This window comes from Bacillus sp. 2CMS4F (genome assembly GCF_023161785.1).
Taxonomy (GTDB): Bacteria; Bacillota; Bacilli; order Bacillales; family Bacillaceae; genus Bacillus; species Bacillus halotolerans.
The window spans coordinates 59,100-83,273 of record NZ_JALNTO010000009.1 but is presented as its reverse complement, the minus strand read 5'-3'; the positions used below and the strand labels follow the sequence as shown (position 1 = coordinate 83,273).

The 24,174-nt window shown below is 45.2% G+C and carries 23 protein-coding genes; 7 read left to right on the top strand and 16 right to left on the bottom strand.

The genetic code is table 11. The features are described 5' to 3' along the window. Positions 1–9 precede the first annotated feature (9 nt). From MTN95_RS13820 to MTN95_RS13775, 10 genes are all read right to left on the bottom strand, one after another. The gene (locus MTN95_RS13820; protein WP_248338574.1) at positions 10–1,896 is read right to left on the bottom strand and encodes a DUF6792 domain-containing protein; all 1,887 of its coding nucleotides are present in this window, start codon (positions 1,894–1,896) and stop codon (positions 10–12) included. Then, positions 1,886–2,608 (bottom strand): lipoprotein YvcA, encoded by a 723-nt coding sequence (locus MTN95_RS13815; protein WP_105953986.1) that lies wholly within the window; start codon positions 2,606–2,608, stop codon positions 1,886–1,888. The genes MTN95_RS13820 and MTN95_RS13815 overlap by 11 nt, the downstream gene beginning before the upstream one ends. Before the next feature lie 250 nt (positions 2,609–2,858). After that, complete coding sequence (hisIE, locus tag MTN95_RS13810; RefSeq protein ID WP_248338572.1) at positions 2,859–3,479, bottom strand: bifunctional phosphoribosyl-AMP cyclohydrolase/phosphoribosyl-ATP diphosphatase HisIE; 621 nt, start codon at positions 3,477–3,479, stop codon at positions 2,859–2,861. Continuing rightward, positions 3,476–4,234, bottom strand: coding sequence for an imidazole glycerol phosphate synthase subunit HisF (hisF, locus tag MTN95_RS13805; protein WP_044159350.1), 759 nt, complete (start codon positions 4,232–4,234; stop codon positions 3,476–3,478). Before hisF ends, hisIE begins: the two co-directional genes overlap by 4 nt. Then, positions 4,231–4,968: a 1-(5-phosphoribosyl)-5-[(5-phosphoribosylamino)methylideneamino]imidazole-4-carboxamide isomerase gene (gene hisA, locus MTN95_RS13800; protein ID WP_024122979.1), complete on the bottom strand. Its 738-nt coding sequence runs from the start codon at positions 4,966–4,968 to the stop codon at positions 4,231–4,233. Before hisA ends, hisF begins: the two co-directional genes overlap by 4 nt. Next, on the bottom strand, positions 4,965–5,603 hold the full coding sequence (gene hisH / locus MTN95_RS13795) for an imidazole glycerol phosphate synthase subunit HisH (RefSeq protein WP_202852905.1): 639 nt from the start codon (positions 5,601–5,603) through the stop codon (positions 4,965–4,967). Before hisH ends, hisA begins: the two co-directional genes overlap by 4 nt. After that, entirely contained in the window at positions 5,604–6,188 is a 585-nt protein-coding gene (hisB, locus tag MTN95_RS13790) for an imidazoleglycerol-phosphate dehydratase HisB (protein WP_227598872.1), read from the bottom strand. It lies immediately after the preceding gene. Continuing rightward, positions 6,185–7,468, bottom strand: coding sequence for a histidinol dehydrogenase (hisD, locus tag MTN95_RS13785; protein WP_202852903.1), 1,284 nt, complete (start codon positions 7,466–7,468; stop codon positions 6,185–6,187). The genes hisB and hisD overlap by 4 nt, the downstream gene beginning before the upstream one ends. Continuing rightward, positions 7,465–8,106, bottom strand: a complete 642-nt coding sequence (gene hisG / locus MTN95_RS13780; protein ID WP_227598876.1) for an ATP phosphoribosyltransferase — start codon at positions 8,104–8,106, stop codon at positions 7,465–7,467. Before hisG ends, hisD begins: the two co-directional genes overlap by 4 nt. Beyond that, positions 8,099–9,274, bottom strand: coding sequence for an ATP phosphoribosyltransferase regulatory subunit (locus MTN95_RS13775; RefSeq protein ID WP_024122984.1), 1,176 nt, complete (start codon positions 9,272–9,274; stop codon positions 8,099–8,101). The genes hisG and MTN95_RS13775 overlap by 8 nt, the downstream gene beginning before the upstream one ends. Positions 9,275–9,521: 247 nt before the next feature. Between MTN95_RS13775 and MTN95_RS13770 the strand changes: the two genes are divergently transcribed. Beyond that, entirely contained in the window at positions 9,522–10,268 is a 747-nt protein-coding gene (locus MTN95_RS13770; RefSeq protein ID WP_248338570.1) for a C39 family peptidase, read from the top strand. 249 nt (positions 10,269–10,517) lie between these two features. Beyond that, positions 10,518–11,183, top strand: coding sequence for a pectate lyase (locus MTN95_RS13765; protein ID WP_248338568.1), 666 nt, complete (start codon positions 10,518–10,520; stop codon positions 11,181–11,183). Positions 11,184–11,202: 19 nt separating this feature from the next. Here MTN95_RS13765 and MTN95_RS13760 read toward each other — a convergent pair whose 3' ends face one another. The 5 genes from MTN95_RS13760 to hprK are packed head-to-tail and all read right to left on the bottom strand — an operon-like array spanning position 11,203 to position 15,092. Continuing rightward, positions 11,203–11,724: an acyltransferase gene (locus tag MTN95_RS13760; RefSeq protein ID WP_069486864.1), complete on the bottom strand. Its 522-nt coding sequence runs from the start codon at positions 11,722–11,724 to the stop codon at positions 11,203–11,205. A 3-nt stretch (positions 11,725–11,727) separates the two neighbouring features. Beyond that, the gene (gene ppaX / locus MTN95_RS13755) at positions 11,728–12,378 is read right to left on the bottom strand and encodes a pyrophosphatase PpaX (protein WP_024122986.1); all 651 of its coding nucleotides are present in this window, start codon (positions 12,376–12,378) and stop codon (positions 11,728–11,730) included. Beyond that, positions 12,375–13,313 (bottom strand): nucleoside recognition domain-containing protein, encoded by a 939-nt coding sequence (locus MTN95_RS13750; protein ID WP_105953994.1) that lies wholly within the window; start codon positions 13,311–13,313, stop codon positions 12,375–12,377. Before MTN95_RS13750 ends, ppaX begins: the two co-directional genes overlap by 4 nt. 23 nt (positions 13,314–13,336) lie before the next feature. Then, on the bottom strand, positions 13,337–14,146 hold the full coding sequence (gene lgt, locus MTN95_RS13745) for a prolipoprotein diacylglyceryl transferase (protein ID WP_105953995.1): 810 nt from the start codon (positions 14,144–14,146) through the stop codon (positions 13,337–13,339). Between the two features lie 13 nt (positions 14,147–14,159). Then, the gene (gene hprK / locus MTN95_RS13740) at positions 14,160–15,092 is read right to left on the bottom strand and encodes an HPr(Ser) kinase/phosphatase (protein ID WP_010332023.1); all 933 of its coding nucleotides are present in this window, start codon (positions 15,090–15,092) and stop codon (positions 14,160–14,162) included. Between the two features lie 184 nt (positions 15,093–15,276). Between hprK and nagA the strand changes: the two genes are divergently transcribed. Genes nagA through MTN95_RS13725 form a run of 3 tightly spaced genes read left to right on the top strand, consistent with a single transcriptional unit; the run spans position 15,277 to position 17,937 of the window. Further along, positions 15,277–16,467: an N-acetylglucosamine-6-phosphate deacetylase gene (gene nagA / locus MTN95_RS13735; protein ID WP_248338566.1), complete on the top strand. Its 1,191-nt coding sequence runs from the start codon at positions 15,277–15,279 to the stop codon at positions 16,465–16,467. Beyond that, positions 16,464–17,192, top strand: coding sequence for a glucosamine-6-phosphate deaminase (gene nagB / locus MTN95_RS13730; RefSeq protein WP_105953997.1), 729 nt, complete (start codon positions 16,464–16,466; stop codon positions 17,190–17,192). The genes nagA and nagB overlap by 4 nt, the downstream gene beginning before the upstream one ends. Before the next feature lie 13 nt (positions 17,193–17,205). After that, on the top strand, positions 17,206–17,937 hold the full coding sequence (locus MTN95_RS13725; protein ID WP_105953998.1) for a GntR family transcriptional regulator: 732 nt from the start codon (positions 17,206–17,208) through the stop codon (positions 17,935–17,937). A 19-nt stretch (positions 17,938–17,956) separates the two neighbouring features. Here MTN95_RS13725 and MTN95_RS13720 read toward each other — a convergent pair whose 3' ends face one another. After that, positions 17,957–21,832, bottom strand: coding sequence for a lamin tail domain-containing metallophosphoesterase family protein (locus MTN95_RS13720; RefSeq protein WP_248338564.1), 3,876 nt, complete (start codon positions 21,830–21,832; stop codon positions 17,957–17,959). A gap of 574 nt (positions 21,833–22,406) precedes the next feature. Here MTN95_RS13720 and MTN95_RS13715 point away from each other — a divergent pair. Further along, positions 22,407–22,916: a MarR family transcriptional regulator gene (locus MTN95_RS13715; protein WP_248338562.1), complete on the top strand. Its 510-nt coding sequence runs from the start codon at positions 22,407–22,409 to the stop codon at positions 22,914–22,916. A gap of 19 nt (positions 22,917–22,935) precedes the next feature. Then, positions 22,936–24,150 (top strand): MFS transporter, encoded by a 1,215-nt coding sequence (locus MTN95_RS13710; RefSeq protein WP_248338560.1) that lies wholly within the window; start codon positions 22,936–22,938, stop codon positions 24,148–24,150. Positions 24,151–24,174 lie beyond the last annotated feature (24 nt).

Sequence of the window (24,174 nt, the reverse complement as noted above, 5' to 3'; positions counted from 1 at the left end):
CTATTCCTCCTAAGGCTGAAAATCGAATAGCTGTGAGATCATTTCTTCTTTTTCAAATAGCTTTTCGATGCTCTCGCGGATATTTTTGATAAAATTCTTTTTTTCCAATGTCTGTTTTTTTAGTTCTGCAACAATTCCGTCATTAGCAGGGAGAGCACCTGTATGGAACGATTCATGAACTGATATTTTCTCTAATTTATCGAATGTGTGACTGAAACCGGCCGCAAGCCGGAATTGAAGATCGAAGGCATATTGCGAAGGGTTTTCTTCCATATGTTGAATCGACGTGATGATTGCCTGTTTTTTGTCTATAAACTCTTCATCGATTTCCTGACGGAATACTTTTTGGTACGCGGAAATCGCATCTTCCATATCTTCAACGATCTTCATGCCGTTTTGATAGATTCTGACAGCGGAAGAGATATTGACTTTAATCGTTTCTCCCGAGCCGCCCTTCCCTGTAAAGTAAATATCGGAGCCTTTATAGCTGAAGCCTTTTTCCTTTGATAACGCGTTCAGCATTTGAACGATGCTGTGGCCGTCGACGATGAGTTTTAATGCGTCTTTTGTTTCTTTGTTTAGTGTTTCAAAAGAAGAAATCATTGATTTTACATACTCCACTATTTCACCAACGTCTTTTAAAGCTTGCGTAAATTGACCATGCTTTAAATGATCAATGAAATGTTCGTATCGTGATTCTATACCTCTCATACTCGCATTAAGATTAGATAACTCTTTTTTGATGACTTTTTTCTGTGTATCATCTATATAACCATTTTCAGCAAGCTGATCTACAATAGGCCCGCTGTTTCCCAACAGGGTATGAAGAAAACCTAAAAAGGCTGGCAGCTGCTCTTTAATTCGGCCATACATTTGCTTAACATCATCAAAATTTTCATAAACAACACTTGCTTTCGCTAAAACGCCGTCTGTATGCTTTACTTTTTCTATCAATTCTATGTCTATCCCGCTTGCAGCCTTTACAAAACCATTCAAGCCATCTTTTTCATAGTCATCCTTATATTTTTGAAGGAATTCTTGAATCGCTCTCACGTCTTCATCAGGAATCCCATCCATAATGTTTCGGATGCCTTCTACACTTGTGTTTGTATCTGCCATCTTCACATCGCCGAATGTAATGAAGTCTGCCTTGCCGCTGACTCCGTACAGCGGGTCATCTTTTGAGATGCGCTGGGTGATGTTTGCTGTTACGCCTTTGTCTTCATAGTATTTGGTGATCGCTTTTTTGAGGTCGTCTTTTGGGATTGAATTTAACTCTTTAAATGTATTTACTTTAAACTTTTTAAGCATTGTGTATCTTAAATGATCATCTGCCTTTAATAAATGATCTACACTTACTTGAGCGCCATTTACACCATAAACTTCATCGTATTCTCCATCAATTAATTGCACCATTACTTGATTATTATTGGCTAGTGAATGTCCCAAGGCAAATGTTCTTAAACTTTCGTCATTGCCGGCTTTCTTTTTTGCTTCAATAGTAAACTCTTTAGCGGCATTATATTGACTATCATCCATTCCAAGAAACAAACCAAAAAAATTATAAGTCCAATCTTTATTATCTGCACTGCCTTCAGATATAATATGAAGTTCATTTACATCATGCTTTTTATCTGTAACGTGAATAGCAGTACCATCATAACCTGATTCTTTATTTTGGCTGACCAGATCTTTAGAAGTATAAATTTCTATTTTTTGTGTGAATTCTTGGTGAGTTTCTTCTTTGTAAATTCTTCGGACATCCGCTTCAAAATCTTCCTTAGCTTTTTGTATTACCTTAGGATCTGAAGAAGCAAATTTTTGTTTATAACTGTATTCCAAATTGATAAGACGTAGTTTTATATTTTCGTCTTCAAAAATATTTTTACTTCCCATCTTCCTTCTCCTTCTTATTTAAATTGAAGGTAACAGAGTTTAGTATTTTTTTAACCTTTTTTTCATAGTCTTCTGGCTTTTGGTTGCAAGTCTGAGTATTGGCTGAACAACTAAACATGAAAGAATACTCCATTCCTAAATAACCTTGTTCTTTTGATTTTATATAACCAAGATAGATATAGGATGGTTTATCTTCTTTCTCAAAGTTCTCTTGTTTTGAAGCAAAATAAATATCGTTTTCTTTTGTTTCTATTTTTTCAAAGTTACCTTTGTATTCATTTTTACCGCTAACTATATCCAGCATAGTCTCCGGGTCATTTATAAATGATTCATTCTGATAAAACTTTACTGAGGCATTCATCACTACATTCATTTCTTTATTAACACTGTCAAAAAATAGAGACTCGTTTGTCTTTGAAGTTTCAGAGTCGGAATACTCCGCATCCTCCGGAAACAACATCCTAAATCCTTTCAGCTTAGACTCCAGCAAATAGTACCCAGGCTCCTCTTCCTTCGTTGACACCATGTACTCTCTCGTTTTCTCATCCTGAAACGCAGGAACTTGCGGAAGGTCTTTTGGATCCATGTCTTTTGGTTTTACGGCTTCTGTTTTATTTTCATTGTTTTTGCTGTTTTTTTCGTTGTCGTTCATACTGCATCCTCCTGTCAGGGCAAGTAATAAGCTGAAGCAAATAAAGATAATTTTTTTCATTACGAACCTCCAAGGGTTTTGTGAGATCATTCTATTTTTCAAAAGTAATACTATTGACCCGGTTGCGGGGTGATTATATGATCCTTTTCCATGTTACATCATGGCTGAATTTGGATAAATAGGAAATCAGACTTGGTTTTGACCTTCTTTTATCCATTCGGAATGTGAAACACTCATCCCATCACTAAATACCCATTACATTTTTCTTACAATAAAAAAAGAGCCGTTATCCATAGGCTCTTTCCATTTACTATTCAGAATGGCGTTTTCTCAGCACTTCCAGCACATCATCCAGCGGTAATGCTTGTTCTCTGAGCAGGACAAGGAGATGATACAGCAGGTCTGCCGCTTCCCATTTCAGTTCCTCGTGATCACGGTTTTTGGCGGCGATGATGACTTCTGATGCTTCTTCACCGACTTTTTTCAAAATCTTATCGACGCCTTCATCGAAAAGGTAAGTGGTGTAAGCTCCTTCAGGCATTTCAGATTGGCGTTCTGCGATGACGCGCTCCAGCTCGCTTAAGATGTCAAATCGGCCGGAAGTTTGTTCTTCTGTCTGTTCCTTTGTAAAACAGCTGTAGCTGCCTGTGTGGCATGCCGGACCGGACGGCTCTACAAGCACGACCAGTGCATCTTGGTCGCAGTCATATCGGATGCCCTTGACGGCTTGCGTATTCCCCGATGTTTCTCCCTTGTGCCATAGCTCTTGCCGCGAGCGGCTGTAAAACCACGTTTCTTTCGTTTCCAGTGTTTTTTCGTACGATTCCCTGTTCATATATGCAAGTGTCAGCACTTCTTTGCTTGCCGCGTCCTGGACGATGGCAGGGATTAATCCGTCTTCGTTAAAACGCAGTTCATCTGCCTGTTTCATCTCACATTCACCCCGTGCTCTTTCAAATATGATTTCACTTCTTTAATTGATGTTTCTTTATAATGAAAAATGGAGGCAGCCAGCGCGGCGTCCGCTTCCCCTTTTGTAAAAGCCTCGAGCATATGCTGCGCGTTTCCAGCTCCCCCTGAGGCGATGACAGGAACCGGAACAGCTTCTGACACGAGCTTTGTCAGCCTGTGGTCAAAGCCCTTTTTCTCCCCATCTGAGTCCATGCTGGTCAGGAGGATTTCTCCGGCTCCGCGTTTGACAGCTTCCTTCGCCCATGCTGTAACTTCCCAATCCGTTTTCTTTCTGCCGCCATGCGTGTAAACCTTATACGTGTCAGACTCTTCGTCGTACTTGGCGTCTATGGCGAGTACGATACATTGAGAGCCGAAAAACTCCGCGCCTTCGGTAATCAGCTCGGGACGGAGAACAGCTGCCGTGTTTACAGAAACTTTGTCCGCGCCGGCACGCAGAATCGTTTTCATATCGCTAAGCTGATTGATGCCGCCTCCGACTGTAAACGGAATCGCAAGCTTTGCAGCAACCTGCTCTACGACGTCAACCATCGTTTTGCGGCCTTCATGCGAGGCAGAAATATCAAGAAACACCAGTTCATCCGCACCTTCCTGATCGTATACTTCCGCCAGCTCGACAGGGTCGCCGGCATCCTTCAGCTCAAGAAATTGAATCCCTTTGACAACGCGCCCTTCTTTCACATCAAGACATGGGATAATCCGTTTTGTTATCATTTCCCCTTCATCCTTTCAAGCGCCTCGCCAAGTGTAAACTGGTTGGTATACAGTGCTTTTCCGATAATGGCTCCAGAAACCCCATTCGCATGATAACGGGCAAGAGCTTCAAGGTCCGCAACGGAGCTGACTCCGCCAGAGGCGATGACTGATTTTCCGGTTTCCTTTGCGAGTTCTACTGTGCTTTCAATATTGGGGCCTGACAGCATCCCGTCTGTCGCGATATCAGTAAAAATAAAAACTTCTGCGCCTTCGTTGGCGAGCTCTTTGCCGAGTTCAGCCGCCTTAAGACTTGATGTTTCCAGCCACCCTTCTGTTGAAACAAAGCCGTTTCTTGCGTCCAGCCCGATGGCTATCCTTTCGCCATACTCTTTCAGCATTTTTTTTACAAACGGCGGATCAGAAACAGCAGAGCTTCCCAGGATCACGCGATCGACTCCTGCCGATAAGTAATCGTAGACGTCGCTTTCCGAACGAATGCCGCCGCCGATTTCGACTTTCAGATTGAGCTTTTGTACAATTTCGATGACATGACGGTCATTTACTTTTTTTCCTTCCTTCGCGCCGTCAAGATCAACAAGATGAATCCATTCAGCACCCTCACTCGCAAATAAAGAGGCCATGTCGAACGGTGAATCACCGTATACAGTTTCCTTGCTGTAATCACCTTGAACGAGGCGTACGCATTTGCCGTTTCTCATATCAATGGCCGGGTATAATGTAAAAACACTCATTTTTTCACCTTCTGTTCTGCTGCCATTTTTGTGAATTGGATTAAGATAGACATTCCGACCGTGCTGCTTTTTTCCGGGTGAAATTGGGCGCCGAAGATGTTCTCTTTTCCGACAACCGCAGGCACCCGCACACCGTACTCGGCGCTTGCCAAAAGCGCGCCGTCATCCATTCCGTCAATATAAAAGGAATGGACAAAATAAGCGTAGCCTTCCTCCACTCCTGCCAGCAGCGGAGATTCGTTATGAAAGGAAAGGCGGTTCCATCCCATATGCGGAACCTTCAGCTTGTTTCCCTCCTGATCTTCCGGCTTCAGCCTGACCGCTTTTCCCTTTAACAAACCGAGGCCTGCAGCGGTTCCATGCTCTTCGCTCTCATCAAACAATAGCTGCATGCCAAGGCAGATCCCAAAAAGCAGTCTCCCCTCTGATACCATATCGTGAATGAATTGATCGAGTTTGGCGTTGCGCAAATTGTCCATCGCATCCCCAAATGATCCGACTCCCGGCAAAATGAAAGCATCGGCTTTCCTCAGCTCCTCTGGCATGCCAGAAACAAAGTATGGCACGCCGACACGCTCCAGCGCCTTTGAGACGCTGTATAAATTGCCCATTCCGTAATCTATCACACCGATCATTTACAGCATCCCTTTCGTTGACGGAATCCCTTTGACACGCGGGTCAATCGTTGTCGCTTCATCAAGCGCGCGTCCTAATGCTTTAAAAACAGCTTCTATCATATGGTGCGTATTTGTGCCGTAATGAACGATCACGTGCAAGTTCATTCGTGCTTCAAGCGCCAGCTTCCATAAAAATTCATGTACAAGCTCAGTATCGAAAGTTCCGACTTTCGCTGCCGGAAAGTCAGCACGCATTTCCAAGTGCGGCCGATTGCTTAAATCAACCACCACCTGAGCAAGCGCCTCATCCATCGGAACAAACGCTGATCCGTAGCGTTTAATTCCTTTTTTATCGCCTAGTGCTTCAAGCAAAGCCTGCCCTAAGCAAATGCCGATATCTTCAGTTGTATGGTGATCATCAATATCGACATCGCCTTTTGCATGAATGGAAAGATCAAATTGCCCGTGTTTTGTGAACAGATCCAGCATATGCGTCATGAACGGCACATCTGTTTTGATTTCTGTTTGTCCTTCACCGTCTATTGCGAATGACAGCTCTATATCCGTTTCGTTTGTTTTTCTGGCGCGCTCCGCTTTTCTCATTTTGAATTCCTCCGTTCTCTCGCTTCGATTGATCTCGCATGCGCTTCTAATCCTTCCAGTCTGGCAAAGGCCGCAATGCTATCCGCATGTTCTTCAAAGGCTGATTGGCTGTATGAAATAATGCTCGATTTCTTTTGAAAATCCGTGACGTTTAATGGGCTTGAAAATCTGGCTGTTCCATTTGTGGGGAGCACATGGTTCGGTCCGGCAAAATAATCTCCGACCGGTTCAGGGCTGTATCGGCCTAAGAAAATCGCACCTGCGTGCTTGATATTGCCAAGCAAAGCTTCGGGAGACTGTGTGATGATTTCTAAATGCTCCGGGGCGAGCGTATTGACTGTATTGACCGCTTCATCTATCGTTTCAGCCACATAAATAGATCCATAATCTCTCACTGAAGCTTCCGCAATATCTCTGCGCGGCAAGGTTTTAAGCTGCTCGTTCACCTCGGCTGAAACGGCCTCAGCCAGCGGCATGGAATCTGTGACAAGCACACATGAGCTGAGCATGTCGTGTTCCGCCTGTGACAGCAGGTCAGCGGCAATTTCCCGCGGGATAGCTGTTTCATCAGCCAGCACGACGATTTCACTCGGTCCGGCAATCATATCAATATCGACATCACCGAACACCTCTCGTTTGGCAAGCGCGACATAAATATTTCCCGGGCCTGTGATTTTATCCACCGGCTCAATGGTTTCTGTTCCGTACGCCAGCGCCGCAATTGCCTGAGCCCCTCCCATTTTGTATATATCTTTAATGCCCAGCTCGGCAGCGGCAGCTAAGACTCCCGGAGACAGCCGTCCGTCTTTTCCCGGAGGTGTGACAAGAACAATTCTTTCCACGCCCGCTGTAAGCGCCGGAATGACATTCATCAAAACAGATGACGGATATGCGGCAGTTCCGCCCGGCACATAAACGCCGGCAGAATCAAGTGCTGTCACTTTCTGTCCCAGCATTGTGCCATCCTTTCTGTGATAAAACCAGGAAGACTGAAGCTGCCTTTCGTGATATTCAGTAATGTTTTTGATCGCTTGCCTGATCACCTGCAGCAGCTGGGGATCCAGCAGGCTGTATGCTTCTTCAATTTCTTCTGTTGTGACCAATGCGCTGTCAAGCTTGATGCCGTCAAACTTGGCCGTGTAGTCACGAACGGCCTGATCACCGTTTGCTTTTACATGTTCAATAATGGATCGGACCGCTTTTCTTTGTTCTTCCGTTCCGGCATCAATTGACCGCTTGAGAGAAAGGCGGTCCGCGCCGCTGATCGTTTTGATTTTCATTTTGCCGTTTCTCCTTCCACAACAAGAGATAGACGGGATGCCATTTCGTCGATGACTTCGTCCTTCATGCGATAGCTTACTGGGTTGACGATAAAGCGGGAGGTGATATCACAAATATGCTCTGTTTCAACGAGTCCGTTTTCTTTGAGCGTCTGTCCCGTAGATACGATGTCGACTATTCTGTCCGCAAGCCCGATAAGAGGTGCCAACTCGATAGAGCCGTTCAGTTTAATAATCTCGACTTGCTCTCCCTGCTCCCTAAAATAACCGGAAGCCACATTCGGATACTTTGTGGCGATTCTCGGCGCGACGCCGCTCCAGTCTGTATCTGGAAGTCCGGCAACCGCCAGATGGCATTTGCTGATTTTCAAATCCAGCACCTCATATACATCGCGTTCCTCCTCCAGCATGACATCCTTCCCCGCAATTCCGACGTCTGCCACACCGTGCTCCACATATGTGGTGACATCCATCGGCTTTGCCAAAATGAAGCGGAGATTTTCCTCCGGCACGTCGATGATCAGCTTTCTGGAATCCTCAAACTCTTCCGGCAGCTTGTATCCCGCCTGCCGCAGCAGCCCTGCTGCTTCTTCAAATATTCGCCCCTTCGGCATTGCCATTGTGAGTAACTTACCCATTTTGCTCTTCCTTTCTGGCACCGATAAAATAGGTGACATTCGCAAATGATTTTGTCATTTGATCAATATTTTCAATCCCCAGTAAATCCTGAAGAACAACTTTTTTACCTTTCAAACGCTCTTCATTTGCAAAAGCGATGGCCTGCACCCGCTGTTCTTTGCTGAAAATGACAGCATCCATTTCACAAGGTTCGTCTTTCATATGGAGCGCTTCAATCATCCGGTCAATCCGAAGCCCAAAACCCGTCGCCGGCGCCGGTGAATTAAAATGTCCCAGAAGCTTGTTATAACGGCCGCCGCTGCCAATCACAAAGCCGACATTATTCGCGTACACTTCAAATAAAATCCCAGTGTAGTAGCTCATATGGCTGACCATATTCAGATCAAGACGGACATTTTCCGTACATCCGTAGTCCTCAAGAATCTCCCACAGCGCCTTCAGTTCATCAACCACACTTTTACCTTGCGCTGAATCGACGATTTCTTCAGCACGTCTGCATACTTCTATGCTCCCTCGCAATTCGAGAAGCTCAAGCAATCTGTTTTTATCAATGGAGGAAAGCGGAAGAGATTTGACGTGCTCTCTGTAGCCGACATAATTCTTTTCATATAAAAACCTCCGCAGCACGTCCGCTCGTTCAACATTCCCGAGCACCTCGACAAACAGGGCATCTGCAATGCCTGCGTGGCCGATTGCAATTTTAAATGAAGTCAAGCCGGCATTTTTTAACGCACCGACTACTAAGGCAATGACCTCTGCGTCCGCACTTGTCGTGCCATCACCGATCAATTCCACTCCAACCTGTTCAAACTCGGCAGGACGTCCGCCCTCGCGTTCCTGGGCTCTGAACACATTTGCCGCATAGCCGACTCTGAGGGGATGATCATGTTTCAGCAGCTTTGATGCCGCCACCCTTGCGATCGGCCCTGTCATATCCGGGCGAAGCACCAGTGTCTTTCCATCCTGATCCAGAAGCTTAAACAGCTGCTGCTCTTCAATTGCTGACTGCACACCAACCGTATCGTAAAACTCCAGCGTCGGTGTTTCCATAAATTGATAGCCCCATTTATCTATCATATCGGTTAACGATTGCCTCACCTTTTTTTTCGTTTCATATAAACCGGGCAGTGTATCTCTCATGCCGTGCGGTTTTTCAAACATAAACATCAACCCGAGCACCTCCGTAATTGTTTGAAGGAAAAATCCGAATCCTTTAGTTCGCTAATATGATAATATGTTAGCAGATGAAAGAATGGAAATCAATGCTTAACTTTCGCACGAATCTTTTTCGTTCAGAAATCCTCCTCCTAAATATGAAAAAGTCATGAATAAATGATGAAAGGTAGGTCATATCTCAAATTCTTGATGTTTGGCATGCTATAATACAAATCAAATAGAGAACAAGGAGTTAAAGATGAAAACACTGCGAACGTTATGTGTACTGACCATACTTTCTGCTGTCATTTTCTTCGGCATCAAAATATATGCAAAAGATATAGATATTTCGTTTTTCAAAATTGATTTAGGTGCAACGAAGAATGAATCTAAAGCAGCAAACAAAGAGAAGAAACTGAAAGGAAGCGCTGAGCCGATGGACGTCACGCTTTTCAATCAGATGGATGCCCCAAAGCTCTATAATGGCTGTGAGGTGACGAGCCTTGCAATGGTGCTGAACTATGCGGGATACAACGTGACAAAGAATACATTGGCAAACCAGATCGCAACAGTGCCTTTGACATACAGCAGTGGATTAAAAGGTGATCCGAATGACGGATTTGTCGGTGATATGGCGAACGGCCCGGGGCTAGGTGTCTATCACGGCCCGATCTATCAGCTCGCTAAAACCTATGCGGGGGACAGCGTTTCTGATCTGACAGGAAAAAGCATCTCTGCTGTTTATGAGCAACTTGAGAAAGGCAACCCGGTTTGGGTGATCACGACAGCCAACTTTACGCCGGTTGACAACATGCAGACATGGAAAACGCCAAACGGAACGATCGATATCACGTACAGCGAACACAGTGTCGCCGTCACGGGTTATGATGAAAATTACGTGTATGTGAATGACCCTTATGGCTATAAAAACAGAAAAACAGACCGGACCAGCTTCGAAAAAGCGTGGGTACAAATGGGCAGCCAAGCCATCGTCGTTCAAAAGTAAAGCTGCCCGCTTTCACTAGCTTTTCTTATGCTCTCTCCTGAGCAAATACGCCAATATTCATGCTTGATGTTTAAATCAGGTAACAATGATGCATTTTCCATTTTCCATCCAAATTTGTCTTTACTTTCAGGCTGGCTATTTTTATGATTAAAACAGATTCAGCCTTGCCCCGATCTATGTGAGAGAAGCCGGTGCAAGATGCTGACGCTTCTCTTACAAAACTAAAGATATCCGGGGAGGATTTTATCATTGAAAAAAATCGTGTCTATCCTATTTATGTTCAGTTTGATTATGGGCTTCAGCCAGTTTCAGACATCAACTGCTTTTGCAGCTGACAAAGTGGTTCATGAAACAATTATCGTGCCAAAAAACACAACATATGACGGGAAGGGACAGCGGTTTGTAGCGGGAAAAGAATTGGGTGACGGAAGCCAATCCGAAAACCAAAAGCCTGTTTTTCATGTGGAAGACGGAGCAACTCTGAAAAATGTAGTGCTCGGAGCTCCTGCTGCTGATGGCGTGCACACTTATGGAAACGTTAACATTCAGAATGTGACGTGGGAAGATGTCGGTGAGGACGCGTTAACTGTGAAGAAGGAAGGAAAAGTAACCATTGACGGCGGTTCTGCTCAAAAAGCTTCTGATAAAATCTTTCAAATCAATAAAGCCAGCACGTTTACAGTGAAAAACTTCACTGCGGATAACGGCGGAAAGTTTATTAGACAGCTGGGCGGGTCGACCTTCCATACCGATGTCATTATCGACAGATGCACCATCACAAACATGAATGAAGCGATTTTCCGTACGGACAGTAAAACGAGCACTGTCACCATGACGAACACAAGATACTCCAACGTCGGCAAGAAATGGATCGGCGTCCAGCACGTAACGGAAAAAAACAATACCCAATTTTAATATACAGAAAAAGCCCGCGCTATTTATTCAGCGGGCTTTTTATTCTTTCCTGCATTTCTTCCCTTGTGTATATGATTTTCATCGGATTTCCGCCGACAAATGCTCCGGCTGGCACATCCTTATGGACAAGCGTTCCGGCGGACACGACTGCGCCATTCCCTATTTCTACGCCTGGCAGAATGGTCGTGTTGGCCCCGATCATCACTTCGTCTCCGATCAGGACTTTACCGGTTCGATACTCCTGAATTAAATACTCATGGGCCAAAATGGTCGTATTGTATCCGATGATTGAATTCGTTCCGACTGAGATCTTTTCCGGAAACATAATATCGGGCATCACCATGAGGGCAAAGGATGTCTGCTTTCCGACCTTCATCCGCAAAAATGTACGGTACAGCCAGTTTTTCATCCCTATAAACGGTGTGTATCTCGCGATTTGAATGATCATGAAATTCTTCACTACCTTCAAAAAAGGCACCGTTTGATAGACATGCCACAGTGAGTTAGCACCTGATACCGGATGCCGGTCTGTTTTTCTCACAGATTACTTCACTCCAACGATTTGTAATAGATCACTCATTTTCTCAAGCATATAGTCAGGCTCATGTTTCGCCAGCGCTTCCGGGCCTTTAATCGTCCAAGCGACCCCGGCTGTTTTTGTGCCGGCGTTTTTCCCCGCCAGAATATCATGATAGTTGTCGCCGACCATGATGGCTTCCGCAGGCTCGCTTCCCAGCTGTTTCAGCGCCAGCAGAACAGGCTCGGGATCAGGCTTTGCCATCGTGACGTCATCAAGTGTAACAACGGTTTCGAAAAATTCGCCGATGCCCGTCAGCTTAAGGCCCATATTGACAGTATCTCTTAATTTTGTTGTCACAATTCCTAATGTAAAGCCTGCTTTTTTTAGTTCATCCAGCGTTTCATAAACCGTTTCATATTCGGTGACAAGTGTGTCATGCATCTGGTGATTGTATGTTCTGTACATGCTGATCATATCTTCAGTTTTCTCAGCATCCATTGAAGAAAACGTTTCAAAAAGAGACGGGCCGATAAACGCAAGCACATCTTCACGTTTATAGCGGCTCGGGTAATAATGCTCCAGCGTATGCAAAAATGACGCGATAATTAATTCATTCGTATTAATAAGGGTCCCGTCTAAATCAAACAGAATTGTCGTAACTTGTTTATCAGTCATACTGCTTCCTTTCCAACCGCTGAGGGTTTCCATTTTTTCCACGTATACGATATAGCCATTGTCAGCAGCACAGCCGTAGTGACCCGGATCAGCAATAGCGGCCAAACTGGAATGCCAAGCGGAATAAAGACAAGTGTATCTTCAACGACGGCATGGCAGGCAACGAGAAAAATAAAGGCCAGTGTCATGTCGCGCCTGCCAACGCCGTCATCTTCGACTGCTTTAATCATGACACCCGCTCCATAGGCCAGACCGATTGTCAAGCCGGCCACCATTGTCATCGAGGTATTTTTATTCATGCCGAGCATCTGCGTAAACGGAGACAGCCACTTCGAAAACGTGTGCAGCCAGCCTAAGTCTCGCATAAATTGAATGATGATCATCAGCGGGATCACAATTGCCGCCAGCTGCAAAACGCCAAGACCGGCTTTCATGAAAGCCTCGGCCAGCATCGACAGCCAGCCGTCAGGCGCATCACCCTTTGCAGCGATAAAACCGTACTGCGCCGTTTCCTGCCCGCCATGCCAGATGAGATTGATGACGATTGCAGAAACAGCTGCCAAACCAATGCGCACTGCCAATATGATGCCAATCCTGATCCCGACCTTTGCTGCGACTGTCGATTCGATAATCAAGTTATGACAGAATGAAAGCATCACCGCTAAGATAAAAACTTCCTTCACGGATAAATCCAGTGTCAATATCCCGGCAATCCCCGCGTACAGATTCAGCATATTCCCAAGAACAAGCGGGATCGCCGCTTCACCGGAAAGCCCGAACAGGCCCATCACCGGTGTAATCAGCCGTACCAGCCAATCCATGACAGGCGTATGCTGAAGCAAAGTGACCACCAGCGTTACCGGAAAAATGACTTTGCCGAGTGTCCATGTTGTTTGAAGACCTGCCGCAATACCGGCCAGAAAAATCTTCTTCATCCCTCATCCCCCTTTGTTACCGTCTACTCTGCGTAACGCTTCGCCGAGTACCCCTTGACGCGTCTGAAGATGATGGCTGCTACAGCCAAAACAATCAATACGATTGAGATCACCTGAGCGATGCGAAGCGAACTCGTCAGCATTAAGCTGTCAGTCCGCATTCCTTCAATAAAGAGCCTTCCGATTGAATACCAAATGATATAGGTTAAAAACAGCTCGCCTCTCCGCAAATTCGCTCTGCGCAAAAGCAGCAACATCATAACGCCGACAAAGCTCCATAGTGATTCATATAAAAAAGTAGGATGATAATATTGGCCGTTGATGTACATTTGATTGATGATAAACTCAGGCAGGTGCAGGTTTTCTAAAAAGGCTCTGCTGACCGCCTCCCCGTGTGCCTCTTGATTGACAAAGTTTCCCCAGCGGCCGATCGCCTGACCGAGCAAAATGCTTGGCGCCGCGATATCCGCAAGCTTCCAGAAAGAAATGTTTTTCACTCTCGAAAAGACATAGCCTGTCAAAATGGCACCGATTAAGCCGCCGTGAATCGCGATGCCGCCCTTCCAGATTTTTATGATTTCCCCCGGATGTTCGGCATAATAATCCCATTCAAATGCAACGTAATAAATCCGTGCGCAAATAATCGCAATTGGGATCGCAAAAAGGACGAGATCGATAAAAATATCTTTCTGCAGTCCTCGTTTCTCACTTTCTCTCATGGCAATCCAAAGCCCCAGCAAAGCACCGAGGCCGATAATGATTCCGTACCAATGGACGGCTAACGGCCCCAGCTGAAACGCTATCGGATTGAGTGGTTCTATCGCTTCATTCATTTATTGCCAACTCCTATTCGTCTTGTTCACCGTCTTCAATGACATCCGCCAGCTTGTTGGTAAATTGCTCAGCGGCGTTTAAGCCCATCCGCTTCAATCTGAAGTTCATAGCAGCCACTTCAATAATGACCGCGAGATTTCGTCCCGGACGGACAGGAATCGTGAGTTTTGTAATTTCTGTATCAATGATTTTCATTGTCTCTTCTTCGAGTCCAAGACGGTCGTATTGCTTGCCCTGCTCCCAGAGTTCAAGATTCATCACAATTGTAATTCGTTTATTGCTTCGGACCGCACCGGCACCAAACAGCGTCATGACGTTAATAATGCCGAGCCCTCTAATTTCAAGCAGATGCTCAATGAGCTCAGGGGCGTTTCCGACAAGGGTATCCTGATCCTCCTGCCGAATTTCAACACAATCATCAGCAACAAGGCGGTGGCCTCTTTTCACAAGCTCCAACGCGGTTTCACTTTTTCCGACGCCGCTTTTCCCTGTGATCAGCACCCCTACGCCATATATGTCGACAAGCACACCGTGAATGGCTGTGGTTGGCGCAAGTCTGCTTTCTAGGAAGTTGGTCAATCGGCTTGACAGTCTTGTCGTTTTCAAAGGTGATCTGAGGACAGGCACGCCATTTTTCTCGGAAGCGTCAATGAGCTCCTGCGGGATAGGCATATCTCTAGACAGAATAATAGCTGGTGTTACATCCGTGCATAGAGAGTCCATTCGCTGCTTTTTATCCTCTTCCGGCAGCTGTTCAAAGAAAGAGAGCTCTGTTTTCCCCAGAAGCTGTACGCGCTCCCTGGGGTAATATGTAAAATATCCGGCAATTTCAATGCCTGGTCTTGATAAATCACTCATCGTAATCGGGCGGTTAATTCCTTCTTCTCCGCTGATCAATTCCAAATGAAACTGTTCCATTACATCTTTTGTCCGAACCTTTGCCACGATATGTTCCTCCTGTTCCGGGATAACCCGAGCTTGCTCAACAATAATTTCATTTTATCACTTTCGGGCTTGAACCTAAAACAGATTTTATAAAAGACTGGCAAACGTGTCAGCTGGTCTAGATCACTAGTCTGAAAAGGAGTAAAATAAACGTATTCATATATTCCAGAAAGGCGGATCATTTATGGCAGATAGTCTTCTTCTCAGCGGAATCAGTATCGTGATAGAAAATGAAGTGATCAAAAACGGCTATGTTGGGGTCAAGGACGGAAAAATCAGCGCTGTCTCAACAGAACGGCCAAAAGAGCAATACTCAAAGGAAATTCAAGGCCCAAAGGATGCCGTATTGCTTCCGGGGATGATTGATATTCATATTCACGGCGGCTATGGCGCAGATACAATGGATGCGAGCTTTTCCGCGCTCGATGCCATGTCCTCAAGACTGCCTGAGGAAGGCACAACGAGTTTTTTAGCGACAACCATCACACAGGAGCACGGCCAAATTTCTCAAGCTCTGGTAAATGCGAGAGATTGGATGTCTGCGGAGAAATCCTCTTCCTTAGGTGCGGAATTGATCGGAATTCATTTGGAGGGTCCCTTTGTTTCGCCTAAAAGGGCCGGAGCGCAGCCAAAGGAATGGATCAGGCCCTCAGATCTTGCACTTTTCAAGAAGTGGCAGCAGGAGGCAGGCGGACTGATCAAAATCGTCACGCTTGCGCCGGAGGAGGATCAGCAATTTGAGCTGATCCGTTATTTAAAGGATGAGTCGATTATCGCGTCAATGGGACACACGGACGCAGACTCCGCATTACTTTTGGAAGCCTTTGAAGCAGGCGCCAGCCATATGACTCACTTATACAATGCGATGAGTCCGTTTCATCATCGTGAACCCGGAGTGATCGGAACAGCCCTCGCCCATGAGGGTTATGTCACAGAGCTTATTGCTGACGGTATCCACTCCCATCCGTTAGCGGCAAAGCTTGCTTTTTTAGCAAAAGGCAGCAGCAAGCTTATCTTGATCACCGATTCGATGCGGGCGAAAGGACTGAAAGACGGAGTCTACGAGTTCGGCGGACAAAGTGTGACAGTAAAGGGGAAAACAGCTCTTCTTCCGGACGGGACGCTTGCCGGTTCGATTTTAAAAATGAATGAAGGCGCCCGGCATATGCGCGCGTTTACGAATTGCTCTTGGACGGATATAGCAAATATAACTTCAGCAAACGCGGCCAAACAGCTTGGCATCTTTGACCGAAAAGGCAGTATAACAGAGGGAAAAGATGCGGATCTTGTAATTGTCAGCAGTGAATGTGAGGTGCTTCTCACCGTTTGCCGCGGAAACATTGCATTTAAATCCAAGGAGGCTGATCATATATGAAAGTAATCGAATGTCAATCGTATGAGGCATTAAGCCAAAAAGCTGCCGGCATTGTGGCTGAAACAGTCAGGGAAAAGCCTGATGCCGTTCTCGGTTTAGCGACAGGCGGGACACCGGAAGGCACGTACCGCGAGCTGATCCGCCTGCACCAAACAGAGAATCTTTCTTTTCAAAACATCACCACGATTAATTTAGATGAATACGCCGGGCTTTCCGGTGATGACCCAAACAGCTATCACCGCTATATGAATGACCGTTTCTTTCAGCATATCGACAGTCAACCGAGCCGGCATTTTATTCCTGATGGAAACGCAGGTGACCTGGAAGCCGAGTGCAAACGCTACGAACAATTGATTGAATCACTTGGCGGAGCGGACATTCAGCTTCTCGGCATCGGCCGGAACGGGCATATCGGCTTTAATGAACCAGGTACATCATTCCAGTCCCGCACACATGTCGTGGCATTAAATGAACAAACCCGTCAGGCCAATGCCAGATATTTTTCCTCCATTGACAGTGTGCCCAAAAAAGCCGTTACAATGGGGATTCAAACGATTCTCTCAAGCAAGCAGATTCTTCTGCTTATCTCCGGCACAAGCAAAGCCGAAGCTGCCAAAAGGCTGCTGGACGGACAAGTCAGCGAGGAATTCCCTGCGTCTGCTTTGCACCTGCATCCTAACGTTTCGGTTTTGATTGATCAAGAAGCCGCGGGATTCAGGCATTGAAAGGATTTTCGCTATGAATATCGATAAACAATCTCCTATCCCGATTTATTATCAGATTATGGAGCAATTAAAAGCCCAAATAAAGAGCGGAGAGCTGAAGCCGGATATGCTGCTTCCTTCCGAGCGGGAATATGCCGAGCAATTCGGGATCAGCCGGATGACAGTGCGCCAAGCGCTTTCTAATTTGGTCAATGAAGGTTTTCTCTATCGCCAGAAAGGCCGGGGCACCTTTGTCAGCAAGCTAAAAATGGAGCAAGCGCTCCAAGGGCTTACAAGCTTTACCGAAGATATGAAAAGCCGCGGCATGAGGCCGAGCAGCAGGCTCATCGATTATCAGCTTATCGATTCGACTGAGGAGCTGGCCGCCATACTAGGATGCGGGCATCCGTCCCGCATCCACAAAATCACACGGGTTCGGCTAGCGAATGATATTCCTATGGCGATCGAAGCCTCACACATCCCATTTGAGCTGGCAGGTGAATTAAATCCGTCTCATTTCAAGTCGTCGATTTACGAGCATATCGAAAGGTACAACAGCACGCCGATTTCCCGCGCCAAACAAGAGCTTGAACCGAGCGCCGCAACACAGGATGAAGCAAGCATGCTCGGCATCCAAGAGGGGGCGCCAGTCCTGTTGATTAAACGAACAACGTATTTGCAGAACGGAACTGCTTTTGAGCATGTAAAATCTGTATACAGGGGCGACCGTTATACTTTTGTTCATTACATGGATCGGCTGTCATAAAAAAATCTCCAACCCCTTTTTAAGGATTGGAGACACGGCGAAAATCAAACTGGTCTGGCGCTGGACGATAGGTTTCTTTTTTCGTCTTGAACTTCCAGATCGGTGATTTCGTTTTTCCGTTAAAGCTGTCTTCCACAATGGTGTACCAATAATAAACAGAATTCGGCTCTAGATTCTCCCAAAGGAATTCGGCGGTTTCCCCGCTTTTCACTTTCTCGCGTTTTCCGAGCTGTTCGTTTGTATAGACATTGCATTCAAAATAATCGGTTTCTACTCTTTTCATTCTTGGCTTCAGATCAAGCTCAAGCGTAAACTCATCCTTGTTGCCGTAACTATCTGTATCATAAAAGTTTTTATCATCCAAATACGGAGAGTATGTGGATACATGCACCACATTGTTTGCCTGGTCAAACTGCATCAAACGCAAATACCCCTGGCCGCCCTCAGGCCCGCCCTGATAATCAGCAAGCATTTGATGTACGAGACGATCCGGTTTTCCGTCTCCGTCATCATCCAGCTCGTCTGTTTTTCTCATCGCGCTGTGATAATGTCCGCTTAACACCATCACGACATTCGGGTTCGGCTTGACAACTTTCTTGAAAATTTTCTCGCCGATCGGGCTTCTGTTTCCGCTTACGAGTAAATATTCATGAAAAGCTAAGACAGCTGTCCTGTCAGGGTGCTTCTTCAGCACTTGATTCATCCATGCGATGTCTTCGTCCGTGATGCCCCAGCCCATGTACAGCATGATATAATCATTGCCGCTGCTTGATATGAGGTCATAATGCCCGCGGTTATTTTTGTACGATTCGCCATAATACAGTCTCTTATCGAAACGGTGGCTGCCAAAGTATTTGCCAAATGCCCTGTAGGAGCCGTCCTTATGACCGACATCGTGGTTTCCGGCCAGCACGCCGTAAGGAATTCCGCTGTTGTCCAGGACACGCATTGATTGATCAGCGTTTCTCCACTGTCTGATATCCGCGGAATCATCTACAATATCCCCTGTATGAAACACGTATTTCGTATTCAGCTTCCTTTGGGTATTTTTGATCCATGCAGTCTGCTTATCAAAAATATGCGGATAGCTTTTTGTATAATACTGCGTGTCTGACATCCAGACAAAGGTATACATATCCTTCGCAGGAGGAATTTCGTCCTGAACAATAATATTCATCTTAGATTTCCGCACATAATCGGAAGCGATGACAGACGCCTTTAGCGTGAACTGTTTGTCATCTTTGGCAACGAAGCTGTCAATCGGCTGCCACTGGCTTGTTCGGTAATTCCAAGCGTACATTGTCACTTTTCTCCCCGGCAGAGAGCTTCCTCTCCAAACGGCTTCAGCTAAATCATTCTCATCAACAGAGGGGTCAACCGTCACTTCAAAACGGTGATAAGGAAAAAGTTCCTTTTCTTCAGTTGATACTGTTTTTCCGTCAGCTCCTGACACCCGATTCATTTCTTCATTAGTAAACGGCGTCTCACTTTCCGGGACAAAGCTCTTCGGAGGTTCAGTCAGTGACGCATGCTTGAAAATTTTCACATTATTTCTGTTTTGCGCCGTATATTGAAAGCCTCTGTAAAAAGACACATCCATCGCGTCATTCGTCGGATCTTTCACCCGCACCGAAAGCTTGGCTTTGTGCGTATCGGCATCGCTATTTACGATTTCCGGCTGGTCCGGATGCTCCCGCTCTGTCTTAAATGTCCGCTCAATAACCGTTTTATTGCCAGCCAAATCTGTTGCTGAGACTTTCAGCGTGTGTTTGCCCGGAGACAGCTCAGAAGTTGACGTATGATACGGGAGCGTAATGCTGTCACCATCTAAAAATGCCTCTGTTTCCTCTATTTTGCTCCATTTATCAAACATATCTGCCTGCAGAACCAGGCTTCCTTTATACGTCTGTCCGTCCGTCACATTCGGTTCGATGTGCGGCCCTGAATTATCAATCCGCACTACAAAACTCAGGTTTTCATTCCCGTCGCTTACTGCAATATGATGGGCTCCTTCAGTCAGCTTCTTTGTATCCCACTTCAGCAGCTGTGACGTAAACAGTCCGTCAGGCAAATGAAATTGAAACGGCCAGCTTTTATTTGAGCGCTGATTATCCCCAATAAAAAGCTCCTTCTCGGGAGAAATACGCTCATCCCTGATCACTGTTCCATCCGATAATACCAATCGGGCATTTTTGACTAAAAAGTCATCACGGTTTTCAGCCGTATCAAACGGAGATACCTTTGAACCCGATCGTATCGTGATACGCTGCAGCTGCTTCCCTTTTTGAAGCAGCGTCTCCGGCAAAGGGACAGAATAGGTACGGTATTTATTTGTCGTATCATCGAAGACTTTTAGCACCTTGCCGTCCATCGTTACAGCATTTTTAAAGTAAAGGTTCGTTTTTCGGGTATCGAACGCAAAATATACTTCTTTTTCCATGGCGGGCTCTGTCAGTTGTTTTTTTCCGTCAATCCACAGCTTAATGCTGTCAGTCCGCCCATCCGTAGTCGCTTTGAGAAACTGTGTCCCCGAAAGTGTATCTCTGTTTTCTATATTCATCCGCAAACCGTGCGACTTGCTTGTTTGCTTAATATCAATCATTTTGACAGGCGTCTTCGCTTCATTGATCCCGTCACCGGCTACGACGTAATACTCAAGCTGATCCTTCCCGATCAGCTCAGGTGAGTAGACAATATAATGGTACAAATGATCGTTGCGGTCTTTTTCAGCGAAAATGCGTTTGAACGGTTTGTTTTCATCTGTCCGATAATAAAAGGCTGCCGTTTTCACTAAACTGCGGTCACGTATGTCAGCCCGCAGTTCAATGCTTTCAGCCGGGCGGACAGGCTTGCGGTCTGTTAAATCTTCTATAACCGGCTTTTCTTTATCAAGCATCATTTTTCGTTTTTGCTCTGGAACCTGCGCCTGTAAAACCGAGCCTGGCGACGGATTTTTTTCCGCTATTGAAATGCTGAGCAGTTCCGCTGTTCCATCGAGAGGATATTTATAAAGCACAGACGACAGGCGGCGCATCGCATGCTTTCGGTAGTGCGCAACTGAAATATCCTTCCCTGTATTCGTCGATATCGCAACCGCACGTGGCCGGGTATTCGCCATGCCCTCTGTTCCTTCCAGTATCAACAGATTTTCCCCTTCTCTCAAATGTGTCTGATAGTGCCGGTTAAAATCATCCGATGTCAATTCAGGATGTCCGGCAGGCTTGAGCCAAAATACACAGGTTTCGCCTGAAGGAATGACGACCCGCTGATCAGGTCTCCAAATCAGGTCGGAGTCCGGCCCTTCCTTCGGATAGCGATAGCGGATGTGATAGTCTTTAAAATCAATTGTTCTGTCGGTTGTATTATATACCTCAATAAATTCATAACCGTCTGTACGCCCGGTATTTTTTGTATCAACCGCAAGCTCGGTGATCAGCAGCTCCGGGATATGGGCGAGATCAGCCTGAAATCCATCCAGCTTCAGTGTCTTCGTTTCTGACTCCACCCGCTGCTTTCCATTCGAGAACACAATGTAATACTCGAGCTCGCTATTCCAGATTGACCTCTTCGGAATTTGCGCCAAAAACTGGCGGATGGCTCCAGGGGTTGGGTCCATCGGCACCATTTTATAGCCCAGTTCATTGCTTTGTTTATAAAACAAAAAGGCAGAAAACGATTGATACTCACTGTCACGCACATGCGCCTGAATGATCAGGTTGCCCTTCATTTCAGCCTTCACTTCAATTTGAGGAGGGTTTTCAAGCAAGGGTATGTAATGAGGCGTTTGGAACGGTTCCTGCTTTATAACGGGCAAGGCCTTCGCTTCATGATGGCCGCCAGACTGAACAAACAGAAAAGACAATAATAAAGAAGCTATGACTGTGTATTTTCTCATCACGACACCTCCCTTTTACGTATTTTGCGTCTGAACAGGGAAGCTTATGAATTAATTTTTGTGCAAAAAGAACAAAAAGACATCGGACTCTTGAAGTTAAACCGGTTAACGATAAAATCAGAGAGGCAGATTGATGAATAACAGCATTCATAATGAATGATTTCAAGCGATACAAGAGTTCGCATTAAAAAGAGATAAGCACAGTACAGCTTCCATCTCATTTACCTCTTAAAATGAGATGGATTATTGATAGACAGCACTTAAAGCTTCAACGGATCATTTTCAGTAATAACCTTTTTTCGTTTCATAGACGATTATCATAATTAATGTTTATCAGTAAACATCGGTCATTCCATCCCTTATTCTGCCATGTGTCAATATCATCAGTCCTAAAAAATTGAAAATAAGTGTAAATGCCACGGTTTCCACACTATATTTACTTGTCATTTTTCAGCTTCCTTAAGCACCAGCAATTGACAACAAAAACAAGTACAGATAAAATAAAAATTGTTCACTAGTAAACAATTTTTATTATTTCCTGGTAAACCATTCATTCAAAGAAAGAAGGTAGCCTATGTCCGGTCTGACAAAACAGATGATATACGACATATACGTTCGGCTTCTGCATCTTAATGAACAAAAAGCGAATACTTCACTTCAGCAGTTCTTTAAGGAGGCCGCAGAAGAAGATGTGATTGATGTTCCCAAAAACATGACTAGCATCCATGTCATTGACTGTATTGGCCAACATGAACCGATTAATAATACGGGAATTGCCAAAAAAATGAACTTATCCAAAGCGAACGTAACGAAAATCAGCACAAAACTGATCAAAGAGGAATTTATCAATAGCTATCAGCTGTCTGATAACAAAAAAGAAGTCTATTTCAAATTAACCCGTAAAGGCAGACAGATTTTTGATTTGCATGAAAAACTGCACAAAAAAAAGGAGTTGGCATTTTACCAATTCCTTGATTCATTCTCGCAAGATGAACAGAATGCTGTATTGAAATTTTTAGAACAGCTTACCTCCAGACTTGAAGCTGAGCAAACAAATGATACTTCAGAGAAACCTGTAAAGTAAAAAAGGCGGTGTGTTCTTTATGGCTCAAACGAAATCAAAAGCAATGCTGACCTTGTATATTGTTTGTTTCAGCGCATTTTTTGCTTCTTTAAGCCAAAATATATATTCACCCATCATCCCGATTATTAAAGAATCATTCCATGTCTCTGTAACCCTCGTGAACCTGTCAGTTTCAGTTTTTATGATTGTGACAGCCATTATGCAAATTATTTTGGGCGCCATCATCGATTTTAAAGGCGCGCGTTATGTCTTGCTTGCTGGAATACTGGCAACGGCGGCAGCCAGTTTCGGATGTGCCGTCACCACTGATTTTACTTTGTTTCTTATTTTCAGAATCATACAGGCAGCCGGTTCCGCAGCACTCCCTCTCATTGCAGCCACCACAATCGGCCAGCTATTTACAGGCAGTGATCGCGGAAATGCCATGGGTACGTATCAAATGCTGCTTTCGGCCGCCCCGGCTATTGCTCCTGTCCTCGGGGGATTTCTCGGCGGGGCTTTCGGACACGAAGGGATCTTTTGGATGCTGACGGTGATCTCTGGTATTTTATTAGCAACAAACAGCATTTTCTTCCCTAAGGATTCTCCTAGCGCACCAAAGCAAGATGCAAAATCAGGCAGTTTGCTTACTCATTATAAATCCATTTTCACAAACAGAGCTGGAAATGTCATTCTGACCTTAAGCTTTTTTCTCTTTTTCATTTATTTTGCGGTTATTGTCTATCTTCCGATATTGCTGACGGAACATTATCATATGGATGTACAAATAGCGGCACTGTTATATTTGCCTCTGGCGTTAAGCACAATCGCTGGTACCTTTCTGTTTAAAAACATACAGGCAAAAGTTCCTCTAAGTACATTGTTTGTCTACAGCAATGCAATTGCAGCGGTCAGCATCATTTCATTTGCTTTTACCCATTCCGTCTCGATCATTCTCATGGCTCTCACATTGGCGCTGTTCGGTGTCTCGATGGGGGTTATTCCTCCCCTGTATTCCACGATGATCACCAATGAGTTTGAACATAACAGGGGGAGCGCGATCGGAATCTTTAACTTTGTCAGATATACAGGTATGGCGGCCGGCCCGATGATATCAGCTTATCTGTTGACACGGATGCCGTCTGTCATGTCATTTGGCCTTTTGGGTATCGCATTTGCCATATTGAGCTTTTGCCTTCTGCCGTATATGCATCAGGCGAAACATGACATCAAACAAGAAAAACATCTTATGTAAAAAAGCTGCCATTTGCATGGCAGC